The following is a 16983-nucleotide window of genomic DNA, read 5'->3' as shown; positions in this document are numbered from 1 at the left end:
ATGCGGGCATTGTCTTTACAGGCTAGGGCTGATTATTTCGGACCGAGAATCTTCACCAGCTTATCCGGCGACGGCGCTCCTTGCTGTTGCTGCAATCCACCCTTGTCATCCAGATAGAAAATTGCCGGCGTGGCCGACAACTCCAGCTCGTCCATCAGCTTCATATTCGAATCAAGCTTGGCCTGGATATCCGCCGGGATCTTCTCCAGCGCCTGCAACTTGCTGCCTTTACCGGCCGACTCATGGGCTTCCAAGGCCTGTTGCGGGTCCTTGGCGGCAAACAGCGCGGCCGACTTGCCCGGGCTGTCTTCACGGATAATCCCCACCATGATGTGCCGCAACTGTACCTTGCCCGACTTCACCCACGGCCGTGCCTGTTCCCAGAACATATTGCAGTACGGGCAGTTCGGGTCGCTGAACAGGTACACGATGCGCGGCGCGTCCTTGTTGCCGTCCTGGATCCAGTTGCTGTGTTCCATCTTGGCCCAGACTTCCTTGGCCATCGGCGCATACACCAGTTTCTCCAGCGGCGCGGTGCTCAGGTCATTGCCGTCGGCGTCGTACAGGTTGCCGGCGATCACGCTTTTGCCGTCTGCGGTCAGGTACAGCGCCATGCCGCGGTTCTGGTATTGCGCCGCGTAACCTGTGAGGCCGCTGGGCGCATCGAACTTGCCGATGATCTTGGCCCCCTTGGCTTCGATGTTCTTGATCGGCGCCGGCCAGTCTTCGGCGTGGACCAGGCTGGCGGCCAGGGTCAGGGGCAGGAGTGTCAGCAGGTGGCGGAGGCGGAGCATGGCGAATTCCTTGTGGTGGCCGGCAAGGCCGGTTTGGCGGGGGTCGGCTCGAAGCGCTCCATGGCGCGGGCCAGGCTGGCCTGTGAGAGTTCGCCCAGGTGGCTGTTTATCAGGCGACCATCAGGTTGGTAGAAGAGGGTGGTGGGCAAGGCCATGGAGCCGACGGCCTGGCCCAGGCGGCCGCTGGCGTCGAACAGCACGTTGTCCAGGTTCAGGCCCTGGGTCGCCAGATAGGTGGCGACGCTTTGCATGCTTTCGGCCTGGTTGACGAACAGGAAGGTCACGTCCGGGCGCTGGCGCTGGGCACTTTCCAGTACCGGCATTTCGCGCCGGCACGGTGGGCACCAGGTGGCCCACAGGTTGATCACCAGCGGGCCGCCCTTGTAGTCGGCCAGTTGCACGGTTTCGCCATTGGCGTTGCGCAGGGCAATGTCCGGCAGGTGCGTGCCTTTTTCGTAGAGGGTCAGGGACAGGCTGGTCAAGGCCCAGAACGCCAGGCCGGTGATCACGCCGGCGCTCAGTGGCTTGCGCAGCAGCGGGCGGCGCCAGCCGTAGATCAGCGCGCCGATGATCAGCACGATCACGCCGGGCCAGGCGAGAAAACCGCCGTCGCGCAGGTCGACGATTTGCAGCGGGTCATTCTGGTAGTACGACCAGTACATCAATACGAAGCTGACGCGTGCGGCGAGCATACCCAGCAGAAACAGGGTGAACAGCACCGACTCGGGGTTCTCGCCGCCGCGCTTGGCCACCCGCCAGCCCACCAGGGTGGCGAGGATCAACGCCGTGATCAGCAGCAAGTGATTCAGGGCGATGGCGAAGGTGCCGATGGTCAGTGTCAGCATCAGAGGGCTTCCCGGGCTTGGGTCCAGCGTTGCAGGAAGGCGGCGGCGTCGACTTCGCCGGTGATGCGCTGGGCGCGGCGCTCTTCACCGTCGGGGCCGATCCAGACGAAGCTCGGAGGGCCGGGGACCTTGTAGCGGCCCAGCAGCTCGCGGCTGGCGGCGTTGTCGGCGGTGACGTCGAGGCGCAGCAGGCGCACATCCTTGAGGGCGTCCAGTACCTCGGGTTTGCCGAACACCTGTTTTTCCATGATCTTGCACGACACGCACCAGTCGGCGTAGTAGTCCACCAGTACCCATTGGCCCTGGGCCTTGGCACTGTCGAGCTGGCTTTGCAGCACGGCCGGGTCGTTGATGGTCATAAAGGCTTCGTGGGCGGTGGGAGCGCCAGCTGCCCGCGAGCCGCTGTAGACCTTCAGCGGTTGCCACAGGTCGTCGCTGCCGCCGGCCGCGCCGATCACCAATACGCTGCCCCAGAGGCCCAACACCAGCGAACCGGCACCGAACAGCATGGCGGTACGCCCGAAATCGCGGGCCAGGCGCCAGCCGCAGTAGGCCATGACCAGCGCCAGCACACCCCACAAGCCGAGCCACAGGGTTTCACCGACCACCGGGCGAATCATCAGCACGGCGGTGGCGAGGAACAGGAAGCCGAAGATGCCCTTGAGGATATTCATCCAGGTGCCAGGCTTGGGCAGGAAGCGGTTACCCACGGTCACCAGCAGCAACAGCGGCACGCCGATGCCGATGCCCATGGCAAACAGGATCAAACCGCCGTGCAAGGCGTTGCCGCTTTGGGCGATGTAGAGCAGGGCGCCGGCCAGGGGCGCGGTCATGCACGGGCCCACCAGCAAGCCGGACAGGGCGCCGAGCACGCCGGCGCCTACCAGGCTGCCGCCGCTTTGGTTGCGGCTGACGTTGTCCAGGCGATCGCGCAGGAAGGCCGGCAGTTGCAGTTCAAAGAAGCCGAACATCGGCAGGGCGAGAATCACAAACAACGCAGCGAAGCTGCCGAGGATCCACGGGGTTTGCAGCAGGGCGGCGAGGTTGCCGCCGAGCAGCGCAGCCAATACACCGAGCGCGGCATACACCAGCGCCATGCACACCACGTAGCTGGCGGCCAGGGCAAAGCCGCGCCGTGGGCTGGCGCCGCTGCCGACCACAAGGCCGGCGAGGATCGGCAACATCGGCAGGGAACACGGGGCGAAGGCCAGCAGCAGGCCCAGGCCGAAGAACACCAGCAGGCTCCAGCCCAGGCTGCGTTGTTGCAGGCCGCTGGCCAGGCTTTGGTCCTGGGCCTGGCCGGTGGCGGCGACGGCAGGGTTGCCGCCCAGGTCCACGGTGATCGATTGCGGCGGGTAGCACAGGCCGGCATCGGCGCAGCCTTGCCAGCCGAGCTTGACCTGGCCGGTGGCGCCAGCGGGAATCTTCACTTCCAGGCCCTGGCGATAGACTTGCTGCTCGCCAAAGAACTCGTCGCTGTGGGCTTCGCCCTGGGGCAACGTCGGCTTTTCGGCCAGGCCATCGAATTTCATGCGCTGCTGGTACAGGTAGTAACCGTCGGCAATCTGCCAATACAACTGGGTTTCGCCGGAGGCCAGACGCTCGGAGGTAAAGGTGAAGGCTTTGCCTACCGGGAGGAAGTCGGGTTTGGTCTCGAATGGATTGTTGCCAGGCGCGGCCTGGGCGAATCCAGCAAACACTACCAGCAGAAAGATAAACAGATGCCGCATGATCAAGCCTTAGTTCGAAGCAAGTGGGACACACAATGTGTGGCGTTGATTAACCGATGATTAACCGGGCTATCCTAGAAAGAAGGGATTATCCGGGATTCTCGGCGTTGGCGGCATAATGCACGCTTAATCCACTGCCTTTTTAATCACCCTCACATTTTGCAAAGGGTTCACCATGCACGTACTGGTCTGTGAAGACGACGAGCTGATCGCCAGCGGCATTGTTGCCGGGCTCAGCGCCCAGGGCCTGACGGTCGAGCGCGTCGGCACGGCTGCGGCTGCCCGGGCGATGCTCAAGGTGGCGGAATTCGACGTGATGGTACTCGACCTCGGCCTGCCGGATGAAGACGGCTTGAAGCTGTTGCAGCAACTGCGCAGCCAGGGCCTGGAGATTCCAGTGCTGATCCTGACCGCACGGGATTCGGTGACCAACCGCGTCGACGGCCTGCAGGCCGGTGCCGACGACTACCTGCTCAAGCCCTTCGACCTGCGCGAACTCGCCGCACGCCTGCACACCCTGTTGCGCCGGGTAGCCGGCCGCAGCGTCAACCTGATCGAGCACGGGCGCCTGACCTACAACCCCAGCAGCCGCGAAACGTTGCTGGGCGGTGAGTCGGTGGACCTGTCCCGCCGCGAGCAGGCGCTGTTGCAGGCCCTGTTGCAGAACCGCGGCCGGGTGCTCTCCAGCGAGCAGCTCAAGGACAGCGTCTACGGCCTGAACGACGAACTGGAAAGCAACGCCCTCAACGTGCACATCCACCACCTGCGGCGCAAACTCGGCAACGGCATCGTCGAAACCGTGCGCGGCCTGGGCTATCGCCTGGGCCCGGCTGACGGTGGAGAGGACGCTTCGTGATGAGCCTGCGCCTGCGGCTGACCTTCAAGCTCGGCGCAGCCTTCGTGCTGATCTGGGTCCTGGCCGCCGCGTGGATGCTCAACGACCTGCGCAACCAGATGATGTTTTCCCTCGACCAGCGCCTGGTGGCGTCGGCACGCATGGTGGCGGGGCTGATGGAGCAAATGCCCGGCCTCTCCAGCACGGGGGAGGGGGCGCACTTCAGCGCCGAACAATTGAATGTGCCAGGCGGTATGGCGTGCCAGGTCAGTTCCTTGCGCGGCGTGGTTTTGGCCCGCAGCCACACCACGCCGGACCAGGGCCTGGAGTCGCGCAAGAGCGGCTTTCGCGACCAGATGATTGATGGCGTGGGCTGGCGCAGCTTTACCCTGTCCCGTGGCGATTTGTTTATCACCACCGCCGACCGGCAGGTGGAGCGTGAAGCGTTGAACCTGTCGATCCTGCTGGCCGCCTCGGTGCCGGTGGGCGTGGCATTGTTGGGCTGCCTGTGCCTGTTGTGGCTGGGGATCGGCCAGAGCCTGTTGCCGCTCAACCGCATGCGTGACGCCTTGATGCGCCGCAGTGCCGACTCCCTCGAACCGTTGCAGATCAGCCCGCTGCCCAGCGAACTCAAGCCACTGCTCGACACCCAGAACCAGTTGCTGCAACGCATCGCCAAGACCATCGAACGCGAACGCCGCTTGACCGGTGACGCGGCCCACGAACTGCGCAGCCCGTTGACCGCGATCAAGACCCACCTGCAAGTGGCGCGCATGACCGAAGGCGCCGCCCGTGACCAGTCCCTGGCCCATGCTGAAGAGGGCGCCGACCGCTTGCACCGCACCCTTGAGCAGTTGCTGCTGCTGGCGCGGGTCGAAGGCAGCCTGTCGTTTGATGACGGCCTGCAATCGAGTGCCGAGCAAGTTGCGCAACTGGCGATCCAGGATGCCAACGGCGGCGACAATCAGCGTATTGACCTGATCCTGGCAGACGGTTTGTCCGAAAAACCTTTGGAAATGCCGGTGGGCCTGGCCGTCGCCGCCCTGCGCAACCTGCTGGACAATGCGCTGCGCCACACCCCGGCCGATACCCGGGTGGAGCTGAGTGTGTCCAGCGCTGGCGACAATGTGGTGTTCCGGGTGCGTGACCATGGCGCGCCGATTTCCAGCGAAGACTTGCAACACTTGACCCAGCGCTTCTGGCGCAACGGCAACAGCCCGGGTTGCGGCCTGGGGTTGGCGATCGTCCAGGCCATCGTGCAGCGCTGCTCGTGCTCTCTGAAATTCGACAGCCAGGCCGATGGCATGCGCGTCGACCTGGGCATGCCGTTGCGGCGCTGAAACCTTCTTTTCACAGCACACATAGCTACCGCCATCCTCAAGCGCAACGCTTCAGGATGGCGGTCATTTTTTTGTGTTTGAACCGGCTGAATGACTCGGCCTGTGTTGAAAAGGACAGCCCCTATGTTGGTTATCGATTCCACGTATCCCGCAAACGACTTCAATGAGCGCAATGGCCAGGCCGTGCGCCAGGTGATTGTGCATTACACCGCCGCGCCCTTTGCCTCGTCATTGCGTGCACTGACCCGCGACGGTTTCAGTGCCCACTACCTGTTGGCCGACCCCCATGACGCCAGCTACCGCGCCGCCGGCTATGACGAGTTGCGGGTATTTCGCCTGGTGGACGAAGCGCAACGCGCCTGGCACGCCGGCACCAGCCACTGGGCCGGGCGCGATAACCTCAACAGCCGCTCCATCGGCATTGAAATCGTCAACCAGGCCCGGGATGACGCCGGTGTGTTGACCTTCCCGGCGTATGGCGCAGAGCAGATTGACGTGTTGATCGCCTTGATTCGTGACATTCAGGTGCGTTACCCGGCGATCGGTCCTACCGACATCCTCGGGCATTCCGACATTGCCTATTGGCGCAAGAGCGACCCCGGCCCCCGCTTGCCATGGCGCTGCCTGTTCGAGGCGGGCGTGGGGGCCTGGTATGAAGAGGTGGCCAAGATGGCCTATCAACGTCGGTTCGACATCGGCCTGCCGCCAGAGGTTGAGGTGGAGCGGGCGTTCCAGCGCTACGGTTATGCCCCGGCGAAAAATCGCCTGGGTTTCCAGCAACGTGTCCGTGCGTTCCAGATGCATTTTCGGCCCTCTGACTACAGTGGGCGGCTGGATGCGCAGACCTGCGCGATCCTGTATGCGTTGAATGAAAAATACACCGGGGTGGCCGGGTAAATCCGCTAAAGCTGTTTTTAACGACCACAGGTGTAAATCCTCCCTTCGCTGATGCGTTTCCAGAACAGGAAATCCGTGCGCGGCCCTTGGGCCTGGCGCCAACGGGTGGGCAGTTTGGTCACCATCATCAGCGTATTGAGGGATCGAGAGATGTCAGTCGCTACCAGCCGTATCGAAGAGACCCAGGCGGTCCCTGCGGAAACGCTTTACCAGTTCGATGAAACCCCGCTGCTGGCCCGCCAGCGCCAGCAGGAATCCAATGCCCGCAGCTACCCACGGCGCATTCCCCTGGCGCTCAAGCGCGCCCGAGGGATCTATGTCGAGGACGTCGAAGGCCGCAGCTTTATCGATTGCCTGGCCGGTGCCGGCACCCTGGCGCTGGGGCACAACCACCCGGTGGTGATCGATGCCATTCGCCAGGTGCTGAGCGATGAATTGCCGTTGCACACCCTGGACCTGACCACGCCGGTCAAGGACCAATTCGTGCAGGACCTGTTCGGCCTGCTGCCGCCGGCGCTGGCGCAGGAAGCCAAGATCCAGTTCTGCGGCCCCACCGGCACCGATGCGGTGGAAGCCGCGCTGAAACTGGTGCGCACCGCCACCGGGCGGAGCACGGTGTTGTCATTCCAGGGCGGTTATCACGGCATGAGTCAGGGCGCCCTGAGCCTGATGGGCAGCCTGGGGCCGAAGAAGCCACTGGGCGCGTTGCTCGGCAATGGCGTGCAATTCCTGCCATTCCCGTACGACTACCGTTGCCCGTTCGGGCTGGGCGGCGCGGAAGGGGTGAAGGTCAACCTGCATTATCTGGAAAACCTGCTCAACGATCCCGAGGCCGGTGTATTGCTGCCGGCGGCGGTGATCGTCGAGGTGGTGCAAGGCGAGGGCGGCGTGATCCCGGCTGATCTCGACTGGCTGCGCGGCCTGCGGCGCATTACCGAGCAGGCTGGTGTGGCGTTGATTGTCGACGAAATCCAGAGCGGCTTTGGTCGCACCGGCAAGATGTTTGCCTTCGAACATGCCGGCATTGTCCCGGACGTGGTCGTGCTGTCCAAAGCCATCGGCGGCAGCCTGCCGCTGGCGGTGGTGGTGTATCGCGACTGGCTCGACACCTGGTTGCCGGGCGCCCATGCCGGGACCTTCCGTGGCAATCAGATGGCCATGGCGGCCGGCTCGGCGGTGATGCGTTACCTCAAGGACCACGACATTCCCGCCCACGCGGCCGCCATGGGCGAGCGCCTCGGCGAACACCTGCGCATCCTGCAGCGCGACTTCCCGCAGTTGGGAGACATTCGTGGCCGTGGGCTGATGCTCGGTGTGGAACTGGTGGACCCCGCCGGTGCGCCTGATGCCCAGGGCCACCCGCCGGTGCATCGCCAACTGGCGCCGCTGGTGCAGCGTGAATGCCTCAAGCGCGGGTTGATTCTCGAACTGGGCGGGCGACACGGCAGCGTCGTGCGTTTCCTGCCGCCGCTGGTGATTACTGCCGTAGAAATCGACCGTGTGGCCGAGATTTTTGGTCGCGCCCTGGCGGCGTCGGTCACCAGCCTCTAATTTTTTATCGGGCTGGCACGTTCCTTCTTACATCAGCTGTGCGTGGTGCGCAGCCAGCCTTACACCGACGGAGAACAGCAATGACCTCAGTATTCGACCGCGAAGACATCCTGTTTCAGGTAGTGGTCAACCATGAAGAACAATATTCCATCTGGCCCGACTACAAGGCCGTGCCGGAAGGCTGGCGCACCGTGGGCAAGAGCGGGATGAAGAAAGAGTGCCTGGCCTACATCGAAGAAGTGTGGACCGACATGCGTCCGCTGAGCCTGCGCCAGAAGATGGATAGCCAGGCACTTGCCGGCTGACCCGGACCTCGGGCATAACACCGACCCAAATGTGGGAGCGGGCTTGCTCGCGAAGGCGTTGTTTCAGTCACCGTATGTGTTGACTGTCACACCGCCTTCGCGAGCAAGCCCGCTCCCACATTTACTGTGTTTCGCCGGTGAGAGGCGCGTTACAGCGCCTTGATCACCTGATCCACATTGCCTTCCAGTTCCGCCACCGGGTCGGCGCCATCGGTGCCCAGCACCAGCAACTTCGCCCCGCCCGCCGTGACCGCCGCCTGCACTGCATCGCTTGGCTTGCGGTGATGCAGCACCACGGCCACCTCATTCTCCTTCAAGCCTTCGCTCAGTTGCTGCAACGCCTCGGGTGTCCACTCGGTATCCGCCCTTGCATCGGTGCTGACCAGCTCCAGGTTCAAGCCACTGACGAGATAACCAAAGTGATCGCTCAAGCTGGCCACCGTCAGGTTATCGGCCTTGGCCAGTCGCGCTTCGCTGTCGGCGGTGAGCTTGAGCAGGCGTTGCTTGAGCGCGGCCAGGTTGGCTTCGATCTGCGGCTTGGCCTCGGGCGCCAGGCGGCTCAGGTCGGCGGCCATCACATCGGCCATACGCCCCATGTTGTTGCTGGCTTGCCACGGCTGGCTGTTCAGGCCGTCGGTGGCGCCCGGCTGCACGGCAATCCCCGGCAAGCCACCGTCCACCGGGCGCGCGGCGTCGACTTCGACGATGCGGATATTGCTGCGCCGGGCCACCGGGTACAGCGGGTCGTCGGGCCACAGCGAGCGCAGGCCGATGGCTGCATCGGCGTCCAGCGCCAGGGTGTTCAGCGCCTGCGCACCGCGCCCGGTGAAATAGGCGACTTGCCGCGAGCCGGGCAGGTTGGCCGGTGCCGCGCGCTCAAGCTGTACGTCAGTGCCTTTGAGCAACACCTGCGCCAAGCCATAGGTGATCGGCAAGGCGGCGAGGACTTTTACCGGTTTTGTCGCCTTGGCCTGGTTCAAGGCAGCATGGCCAACGCCTTGGTTGGCGGTGATCTGTAGTGGCTTGACGCCGTCGGCGGCGAATGCCGGTGTGGCGATGGCCAGGGCCAGAAGCAGTGGTCGAAACATCGGGCGCATTATCCAAGATTCCCTTTCAGGCTGGGGACCGTGCCGCGGGCGATGGCGGCGAGGGCGAAGGCGATACCGGCTACCAGGATGATCGCGGCACCGGACGGAATCGGCAGGTCGAAGATGATCGGCAGCAGGATCCCGCACAGGGTGCTGACGGTGGCGATCACCACCGAGATCCAGAAGAAGCCCTTGAGCGACTGGCTCAACAGGCGTGCGGCGGCCGCCGGAATCACCAGCAACGCACCCACCAGGATCGCGCCGATGACCTTGACCGCCGCCACGGTGATCAGGGTCACCAGGATCACGAACAGGTAGTCCAGGGTCTTCACCGCCACCCCGCGCACCGCCGCCAACTGCGGGTTGAAGCTGGCGAGCATGATGCGGTTGTACAGTGGCAGGGCCAGGGCCATCACCAGCGCGCCGACAATCGCCAGCACCAACAGGTCATTGCCGTTGACGGTCAGCACCGAGCCGAACAGCACGTTTTCGAGAATGTGCACGTTGATCTTGCCCGCCAGAATGAGCAGCAGGCTCGCGCCCAGGGCCAGGGACACCGAGAGGAATACGCCGATCAGCGTGTCCGGCGCCAGGCCGGTGCGGTTGCGCAAGTAGTTGAGCAGGATCCCGAACAGCAGGCAGTAGCCGAACAGGCTGCCGTAAGGCCCGGTATACGGTTCCCCCAGCAGAATGCCCACGGCCACGCCGGTCAGTGCGGCATGGCCCACGGCTTCGGAAAAGAACGCAAAGCGCTTGACCACCACCAGGGTGCCCAAACCACCCAGCACCGGGCCGATCAGCAGGCCGGCGAGCAGGGCGTTGACTACAAATCCATAGGCCAGCGCTTCCGGCAGATACCCGGAAGACGCCCAGCCCTGGACCATCAGACGAAAGGCTTCATAGCTCATAAGGCCGGGCTCCGTGGGTGGGTGGAGAACAGGGTCAGCAGGCGGTCCGGGGTCAGTGCCTCTTTCGGCGTGGCGTCGAACAGCACACGGCGGTTCAGGCCGGTGACGCGATCGGCCAGGCGGCCGACGGCTTCCAGGTCGTGTTCGATCCACAGCACGGTGATCCCGGCCCGGCGCCAGTCGTTCAGCAGCCGCTCGAACACCTGGATCCCGGCTTCGTCCAGCGCCGACATCGGTTCGTCCAGCACCAGCAATTGCGGTGCCGGGATCAAGCCCTGGGCCAACAGCACCCGCTGGCGTTCACCGCCAGACAGCGCACCCATGCGCCGCTTGCGCTTGTCCTGCATGCCGACCCGTTCCAGTGCGTCGCCAATCGCGGCGGCGTAATGTTTGGACAGCCCGAGAAACGCCGGACGCCGCTGGCACATCGCGGCCATGAAATCGTCGACGGTCATCGGCAAGCCCCGGTCGAACTCCAGCGCCTGGGGTACGTAGCCGATGGTGCCGGGTGCATCCGGCCAATGCAGGCTCAACTGGCCCTGGTGCGGCGTTTGCCCCAGCAGGGTCTTGATCAGCGAGCTTTTGCCGCCGCCGTTGGGGCCCACCAGCGCATGGATGCTGCCGGGCTGCACCTGGAAACTCACTGCATCGAGGATCACCGTACGGCCCAGGGTCAGCGCGACGTTATCGAAGTCGACGGTCGGGCCAACGCTGGCCACACTCAGGTGTTCAGCCGCCGTCATGCCCCGGACTCCTGAATCGCCCGCACCACGGTGTTGAGGTTGCCGGTCATTTCCACTTCGTATTTTTCCGCGCTGTAGTCGCCATAGGAAATATGCGACAGCGGGTACAGCTTCACCCCGGATTCACGCTGGATGGTGTCGACGTAGCTGGACGGGAAATCCATCTCCGAGAAGATCACTTTCACGTCCAGTTCCCGCAGTTGGTCGATGGTCTTCTTCAACTGGCTGGGGCTCGGCTCGATGCCGTGGGCCGGTTCCACCACGGCGGTGACTTCCAGGCCGAATTCCCGCAGCAGGTAGTCATATGCCGCGTGCACGGTGGCCACCCGCAGGTCGGGGTTGGGCGCGCTGGTGAGCTTGGCCAGGGCGTCGGCGCGCATCTGGCGCAGGCGCTTGCCGTAGGCGCGGGCGTTCTGGGTGTAGGTCTTGGCGTTGTCCGGGTCGAGCTTGCCCAGTTCCCGGGCAATGTTGTTCACCTGGGCAATCGAGGCGCTGATGGACAGGAAGGTGTGCGGGTTGACCACCTTGCCCGCACCGCGCGCAGCGTTGCCGGTGGCGGCCAGCAGCGGCACGTTGGCGTTGGCCTCGATCACCGGGATGTCCGGGCGCTCGCTGGTGGCGATCATGCGGTCGGCGAAATCGTCATGGCCGACGCCGTTGAGCACGATCACATCAAGGGTGCCGATGCGTTTGATGTCTTCGGCGCGGGGTTCGTAGGCATGGGGATTGAAACCGGCCGGGATCAGCGGGACAACTTCAGCCTTGTCGCCGACGATATTGGCGACGTAGCTGTAATACGGGTGCAGGGTGATGCCGATGCGCAGGCGCTTTGCCGGGTCGGCACTGGCGAACGGGGCCAGCAGCACGGTGATCAGGCCGACCAGCACCAGACGTAATAATGGAGATGAAATAGACATGGTCTTCTCTCGGCTGCAACGTGAATTCAGTGACGATGCTGGCGGGTGACACCGGCATCGAATTGCGCGACTACCTGCTGCCAGCCCGCGCTGATCAGCGCCTGGTCAGTGAGGTCGGTGGGGGCGGTGAGGTGGGCGCTGCGGTTGAGCCAGATATCCGGCTCGGCGCCGCGGATGCGCATCAACAGCGAACCGCTGAGGTCCGGCGTCTGGCTCAGGCCCAGATAGGCCGCGTCCAGCAACTGCCAGCGGTGGTCGCCACGGCTCACCGAACTGGCGTCCTGGGCGAAGGGCGCGAAGCCCTCTTCGGCCAGCTGTTCAGGCGTCGGCAGGGCGCTGTGTTCCTCCTGCAGCAAGTGGATTTCATCCAGGGTCACCCGCAGGTCGGCGTAGATGCCTTGCTCGGCGGCGCTGAGGTCGCGGCGGGCGTCCAGTTGGTGGCTGGGCACGGCGGCGATCTCCTGGCTTTCACCGCGCAAGGCCACCACCGTGCCGGCAACGGCGAGGATGATCAGGCACAACAGCAGGACATACAGGGTTTCGTGCCCGGCACCGGCCGGGCGCACGACTTGGGTTGTACGGCTCATTGGGGCTGGATATCCGCTTGGTCGATTTCCACCACGTGGCCGGGGCCGGCATCAAACAGCACGTAGAACTCGGCGGAGGGTTTCTTGAAGGTCAGCTTCGAGTCTTCTCCCAGCTTGCCGGGCACCAGGATGGTCTCGTCGTAGCCGATCACGTCCAGGGTCACGCCGGGGGCACCGCTGCCATCGGAGAAACCACCGGTGCACTGGATCTGCTCGCCGGCGATTTCCTTGCATTCGCACATCGGGTTGTGGGCCAGGGCGACGGTACTGAAACCGGCACTGAGGATCAGCGCGCCAACGGTGCGGGCCAGTTGCGGCAAAGTCATGGTTTAACTCCTCGTTTTTTCAGCCAGTCGATGGTGGCCGGCGATGCCTGGCTCAAGGGAATGGAGGCCTGGTGCATGGCGCCGTCCCAGCCTTCCATGGTGATCCACACTTCGGCGTCCAGCGGGGTGCGCTCAGGGATCGGCAACGCAGCGCCCATGCGGTATGGGGTGCCGAAGAAAATCACCCCGGCCGCCCGCAGGCTGCGGGGCTTGCCGATACGCAGGTAGGTTGCCTTGACCTGGTCGATGCACGTGGCACACAGGGCAGCGTTGAAGGATTTCATCGGGCCTGCCGGGTCCGGGCGCGGCGGCTCGTTGCGTAGTTCGGCGAGCTTCAGGCTCCAGGGGCCGACCTGTACTTCGCCGATCTCCCGTTCGCCCAGGCCGCTGTCGCCGCGAAACAGTGCCGCGTCGGCAAAGTACTTGGGCATGAAGCCCAGGGGCACCAGCAACAGCAGGATATTGATGTGGAAGCGCCATTTGAGCCAGAAGGCCCGAAGGGGCGAGGGGGGTTGAACCGTCATGGCCTTGTTCATGGGTTGGCCTCCGTGGTCTCAGCCTGCAAGGCCTGGGTTTTCGCCGGTTGACGGGCTGCCTTGGCTTCGCGTTTCAGCGCATTGAGGGTGGCCAGGGCCGTGCGTTTGGTCCAGATCAGCAAGCCGCTCAAGACCATCATACTCAGCACCAGGCCGAAGAAGGCCCAGATCAGCTTGATCCAGATCCCGCCAAAGTCCCCGGTGTGCAACGGGCGCATGGATTCGGTGACGAACTCCAGGGCCGAACGGTCGGACAGCAGGTGCGAGGCGGCGATTTCGCCGTTGTACGGGTTGATTTCCGCGGTCTGGAACATCAGCGGGTACCAGCCACGCCCGCCGATGCGCAGGTGGCTGTAGGCGTTGCTGGGCAGGCTCACGAAGCTGGCCTCAAGCCCGGGAATGCGCTGGGTGGCGATGTTGATCGCCTCGTCCAGGGGAATCATGGGCGCCGGTACGCCCGGGGCGGACATCGGCACTTTGTCGCGGGCAATCGCCGGGACGATCGGCTCGCTGGAAATGGTGATCTGGTTATCACCCAGGATCGCCTGGATCAGGAACCAGGTGCCTGTGATGGAAATCACCGCGATAAACCAGATCGACCAGATGCCGCTCAACCGGTGGAAGTCGCCCCAGAAAATCCGCGCACCGTGACGAATGCGCAGGGTCGGCCTGAAAAAACCTTTCCAGAAACGCTTGTAGACCACGAGGCCGGTGACCAGCGAGGCCAGCAGCGGCAAGCCCAGCAGCGAGACCAGGTACCAGCCCCAGCTGTAGCCATTGGTGAAAGGCACCAGCCACCAGCCATGCAGGGCACGGGTAAATTGCTGGAAGTTGAACGATGGGCTGATGCCCTGGATCACCCCGGTGTATGGGTTGACGTAGACCTCCAGCGAGCGCCCGTCGGGGTAGCTGAGGTCGGCGCTGAGGGCGAAGTGCGATTCGTCCGGGCGGCTCAGGGATTCGACGATCACCTGGGGTTCGGCGCGCTTGATGGCGCCGATCACCTGGTCGTAGGTGAGCGGTTCGGCATTGTCCGACGGCTTGCTGGCGCGGATGTCCGGGTTGGCCAGCCAGACGATCTCCTGGCTGACCACCGCCAGGGTGCCAGTGACGCAGACGATCAGCACAAAGAACCAGATGGGCAATGCCAGCCAGCTGTGCACGAGAAACCAGAGTTTTGAGCGTGACTTCTTCGACATGTGAATGAGGGTCTTGATCGGAGGGAGGCGGTAAAGGCCCGGAAAACGCCACCCGTAGCTTTTGCTGACGCGAGCGGCTGTATCTAAGTTAAGACGGATGAGAAACACAAAACCCTAAGGCGGATATGAAAGTAAATGTTTCAGATACGCATTCATGCAACACGAAACATGTTCCGAGCCATCACCAAGGCGGGATTGATGGGGCGGGGGCGCTGCCTATGATGGGGTCATACCGTTGAGCGAGCCCCATAATGACTTCTGCCAGAACCCTCTACGACAAACACATCGATTCCCACACGGTGTGCCGCCTGGATGACCAGGGCCATGTGCTGCTGTACATCGACCGCCAGGTGATCAATGAATACACCAGCCCGCAAGCTTTCAGCGGCTTGCGCGAGGCGGGCCGTGGTGTGTGGCGGCCCGGTACGGCGCTGGCGGTGGTCGACCATGTGAACCCCACCACGCCCAAGCGCATCGCGACCATGCCGGATGCGGGCGGCGCGCGCCAGGTGTCGTACCTGGCGGAAAACTGCCGGGATTTCGGGATCGAGCTGTTGGATATCCTCGACAAGCGCCAGGGCATCGAACACGTGATCGCCCCGGAGCAGGGTTTTATCCTGCCGGGCATGGTGATCGCCGCCGGCGACAGCCACACCACCACCTACGGGGCCTTGGGCGCGTTCGGCTTTGGCATTGGCACTTCGGAAATCGAGCATTTGCTGGCCTCGCAAACCCTGGTCTACAAGCGTCTGAAAAGCCTGCGTGTGACCGTGGACGGCGAACTGGCCCGTGGGCTGACCTCCAAGGACGTGATCATGGCGCTGATCGGCAAGATCGGCGCTTCGGGAGCCACCGGCTACGCCATTGAGTTTTGTGGGTCGACCATCGATGCCTTGAGCGTCGAGGCGCGCATGACCATTTGCAACATGGCGGTGGAAGCCGGCGCACGTGGAGCGTTCATGGCGCCGGATGAAAAAGTCTTCGCCTACCTCAAGGGCAAGCCACGCGCGCCGAAGGGCGAGTTGTGGGAACGCGCCCTGGTGGGCTGGCGCCAACTGCACTCGGATGCCGACGCGGTGTTCGACCTCGAAGTGCAACTGGATGCCCGCGCCCTTGAACCGATGGTCACCTGGGGCACCAGCCCCGACCAGGCCGCCCCCATCGGTGCCCGCGTGCCGGACCCGCAAGACATCAGCGACCTGATCCTGCGCCAGGACATGCGCCGTGCCTTGAACTACATGGGCCTGGAAGCGGGCATGCCGTTGAGCGACATTGTGATCAGCCACGCGTTTATCGGCTCCTGCACCAACGCCCGTATCGAAGACCTGCGCGACGCCGCCAGCGTGGTGCGCGGCAAGCACGTGGCCGACCATGTGCGGGCGATGATCGTGCCGGGCTCCACCGAAGTGCGTGACCAGGCCGAAGCCGAAGGCCTTGCCGCGATCTTTATCGACGCCGGGTTTGAATGGCGCCAGTCGGGCTGCTCGATGTGCCTGGCGATGAACGACGACGTGCTGGAGCCGGGCGACCGCTGCGCTTCCAGCACCAACCGAAATTTCGAAGGCCGCCAGGGCGCGGGTGCCCGCACGCACCTGATGAGCCCCGCCATGGTCGCCGCTGCGGCCATCACTGGCCGGCTGACGGATATTCGCCACTTTGGAGACCGCACATGAGCTTGCAACCCTTCACTCGGATCACCGGCAAGGCGGCGCCGATGCTGGCGGCCAATATCGACACCGACGTGATCATGCCCAAGCAGTTTCTCAAGGGCATCGACCGCAACGGGCTGGATCGCGGGTTGTTCTTTGATTTGCGCTTTTTGCCCTCGGGTGAGCCTGACCCGCAATTTGTGCTGAACCAGCCGGCCTGGCAGGGCGCGAGTTTTATGGTAGTGGGGCCGAACTTCGGCTGTGGTTCCAGCCGGGAGCATGCGGTGTGGGGCCTGAAGCAGATGGGCATTCGCGCGTTGATCGGCAGCAGCTTTGCGGGGATTTTCTATGACAACTGCCAGCGTAACGGGGTGTTGTTGATCACGCTGGAGGAGGCGGTGTTGCAGCGGTTGGGGCAGATGGTGAGTCAGCCTGAGCAGGCGCAGATCAGTGTGGACCTGGAGGCGCAGGAGATCCTTTTGGCGGACGGGCAGGTGATTGCGTTCCAGATCGATACGTTGCGCAAGACTGCGTTGTTGTTGGGGTTGGATGCTATTGGCACGACGTTGCAGCGCAGTGAGCAGATCAAGGCGTTTGAGCGTGAGCATTTGGCGGCCAATCCTTGGCTCGGGTGATGGGGCTGTAGTTGCAGGTTGGCTGCTCCGCACTGCCTGCGTTCGGCCTCGGGCTGAATGGGGCAGTCAGATCAAAATCAAGAGCACAGCGGCCTCCC

The 16983-nt window shown here is 63.8% G+C and carries 18 protein-coding genes; 7 read left to right on the top strand and 11 right to left on the bottom strand.

The window, feature by feature from the left end; all coding sequences use genetic code 11:
- Window positions 1-32: 32 nt before the first annotated feature.
- From dsbG to dsbD, 3 genes are read right to left on the bottom strand one after another with little or no spacing between them, the layout of a single operon-like run.
- Window positions 33-794, bottom strand: coding sequence for a thiol:disulfide interchange protein DsbG (gene dsbG, locus HX821_RS26535; protein WP_003209017.1), 762 nt, complete (start codon window positions 792-794; stop codon window positions 33-35).
- Window positions 770-1639, bottom strand: coding sequence for a TlpA disulfide reductase family protein (locus HX821_RS26530; protein WP_087695093.1), 870 nt, complete (start codon window positions 1637-1639; stop codon window positions 770-772). The genes dsbG and HX821_RS26530 overlap by 25 nt, the downstream gene beginning before the upstream one ends.
- A complete protein-coding gene (dsbD, locus tag HX821_RS26525) occupies window positions 1639-3369 on the bottom strand; it encodes a protein-disulfide reductase DsbD (RefSeq protein ID WP_087695095.1) in 1731 nt (576 codons plus the stop codon). Before dsbD ends, HX821_RS26530 begins: the two co-directional genes overlap by 1 nt.
- A 175-nt stretch (window positions 3370-3544) precedes the next feature.
- Between dsbD and HX821_RS26520 the strand changes: the two genes are divergently transcribed.
- The 5 genes from HX821_RS26520 to HX821_RS26500 all read left to right on the top strand — a co-directional run bounded on the left by HX821_RS26520 (window position 3545) and on the right by HX821_RS26500 (window position 8297).
- Entirely contained in the window at window positions 3545-4225 is a 681-nt protein-coding gene (locus HX821_RS26520) for a response regulator (RefSeq protein ID WP_003209011.1), read from the top strand.
- The gene (locus HX821_RS26515) at window positions 4225-5544 is read left to right on the top strand and encodes an ATP-binding protein (RefSeq protein ID WP_008431673.1); all 1320 of its coding nucleotides are present in this window, start codon (window positions 4225-4227) and stop codon (window positions 5542-5544) included. Before HX821_RS26520 ends, HX821_RS26515 begins: the two co-directional genes overlap by 1 nt.
- 123 nt (window positions 5545-5667) lie before the next feature.
- On the top strand, window positions 5668-6441 hold the full coding sequence (locus HX821_RS26510) for an N-acetylmuramoyl-L-alanine amidase (protein WP_003209007.1): 774 nt from the start codon (window positions 5668-5670) through the stop codon (window positions 6439-6441).
- Between the two features lie 150 nt (window positions 6442-6591).
- On the top strand, window positions 6592-7992 hold the full coding sequence (locus HX821_RS26505; protein ID WP_177036849.1) for an aspartate aminotransferase family protein: 1401 nt from the start codon (window positions 6592-6594) through the stop codon (window positions 7990-7992).
- A gap of 80 nt (window positions 7993-8072) precedes the next feature.
- Window positions 8073-8297, top strand: a complete 225-nt coding sequence (locus HX821_RS26500) for an MbtH family protein (RefSeq protein ID WP_003209001.1) — start codon at window positions 8073-8075, stop codon at window positions 8295-8297.
- Window positions 8298-8446: 149 nt separating this feature from the next.
- Here the strand turns inward: HX821_RS26500 and HX821_RS26495 are convergent, their stop codons facing one another.
- Genes HX821_RS26495 through HX821_RS26460 form a run of 8 tightly spaced genes read right to left on the bottom strand, consistent with a single transcriptional unit; the run spans window position 8447 to window position 14601 of the window.
- Window positions 8447-9394, bottom strand: coding sequence for a metal ABC transporter solute-binding protein, Zn/Mn family (locus tag HX821_RS26495; protein ID WP_003208999.1), 948 nt, complete (start codon window positions 9392-9394; stop codon window positions 8447-8449).
- Complete coding sequence (locus tag HX821_RS26490) at window positions 9394-10293, bottom strand: metal ABC transporter permease (RefSeq protein ID WP_003208998.1); 900 nt, start codon at window positions 10291-10293, stop codon at window positions 9394-9396. Before HX821_RS26490 ends, HX821_RS26495 begins: the two co-directional genes overlap by 1 nt.
- A complete protein-coding gene (locus HX821_RS26485) occupies window positions 10290-11036 on the bottom strand; it encodes a metal ABC transporter ATP-binding protein (RefSeq protein ID WP_177036847.1) in 747 nt (248 codons plus the stop codon). The genes HX821_RS26490 and HX821_RS26485 overlap by 4 nt, the downstream gene beginning before the upstream one ends.
- On the bottom strand, window positions 11033-11953 hold the full coding sequence (locus HX821_RS26480; RefSeq protein ID WP_023659272.1) for a metal ABC transporter substrate-binding protein: 921 nt from the start codon (window positions 11951-11953) through the stop codon (window positions 11033-11035). The genes HX821_RS26485 and HX821_RS26480 overlap by 4 nt, the downstream gene beginning before the upstream one ends.
- A 26-nt stretch (window positions 11954-11979) precedes the next feature.
- Window positions 11980-12540 carry a DUF6162 family protein gene (locus HX821_RS26475; protein WP_102605703.1) on the bottom strand — a complete coding sequence of 187 codons (561 nt, stop codon included), beginning with the start codon at window positions 12538-12540 and terminating at the stop codon, window positions 11980-11982.
- Window positions 12537-12866 carry a hypothetical protein gene (locus HX821_RS26470; protein ID WP_003208992.1) on the bottom strand — a complete coding sequence of 110 codons (330 nt, stop codon included), beginning with the start codon at window positions 12864-12866 and terminating at the stop codon, window positions 12537-12539. The genes HX821_RS26475 and HX821_RS26470 overlap by 4 nt, the downstream gene beginning before the upstream one ends.
- The gene (locus HX821_RS26465) at window positions 12863-13402 is read right to left on the bottom strand and encodes a hypothetical protein (protein WP_008431660.1); all 540 of its coding nucleotides are present in this window, start codon (window positions 13400-13402) and stop codon (window positions 12863-12865) included. The genes HX821_RS26470 and HX821_RS26465 overlap by 4 nt, the downstream gene beginning before the upstream one ends.
- A complete protein-coding gene (locus tag HX821_RS26460; RefSeq protein WP_177036844.1) occupies window positions 13399-14601 on the bottom strand; it encodes a PepSY domain-containing protein in 1203 nt (400 codons plus the stop codon). Before HX821_RS26460 ends, HX821_RS26465 begins: the two co-directional genes overlap by 4 nt.
- A gap of 251 nt (window positions 14602-14852) precedes the next feature.
- Between HX821_RS26460 and leuC the strand changes: the two genes are divergently transcribed.
- Together leuC and leuD are read left to right on the top strand one after the other, a co-directional pair.
- Window positions 14853-16274 (top strand): 3-isopropylmalate dehydratase large subunit, encoded by a 1422-nt coding sequence (gene leuC / locus HX821_RS26455; RefSeq protein ID WP_177036842.1) that lies wholly within the window; start codon window positions 14853-14855, stop codon window positions 16272-16274.
- Window positions 16271-16885, top strand: coding sequence for a 3-isopropylmalate dehydratase small subunit (gene leuD / locus HX821_RS26450; protein ID WP_003208984.1), 615 nt, complete (start codon window positions 16271-16273; stop codon window positions 16883-16885). Before leuC ends, leuD begins: the two co-directional genes overlap by 4 nt.
- Window positions 16886-16983 lie beyond the last annotated feature (98 nt).

The organism is Pseudomonas sp. B6001 (assembly GCF_013386015.1).
In the GTDB taxonomy this organism is placed as follows: domain Bacteria; phylum Pseudomonadota; class Gammaproteobacteria; order Pseudomonadales; family Pseudomonadaceae; genus Aquipseudomonas.
The sequence above is the reverse complement of the archived record's forward strand: the minus strand, read 5'-3'. Positions and strand labels throughout refer to the sequence as shown.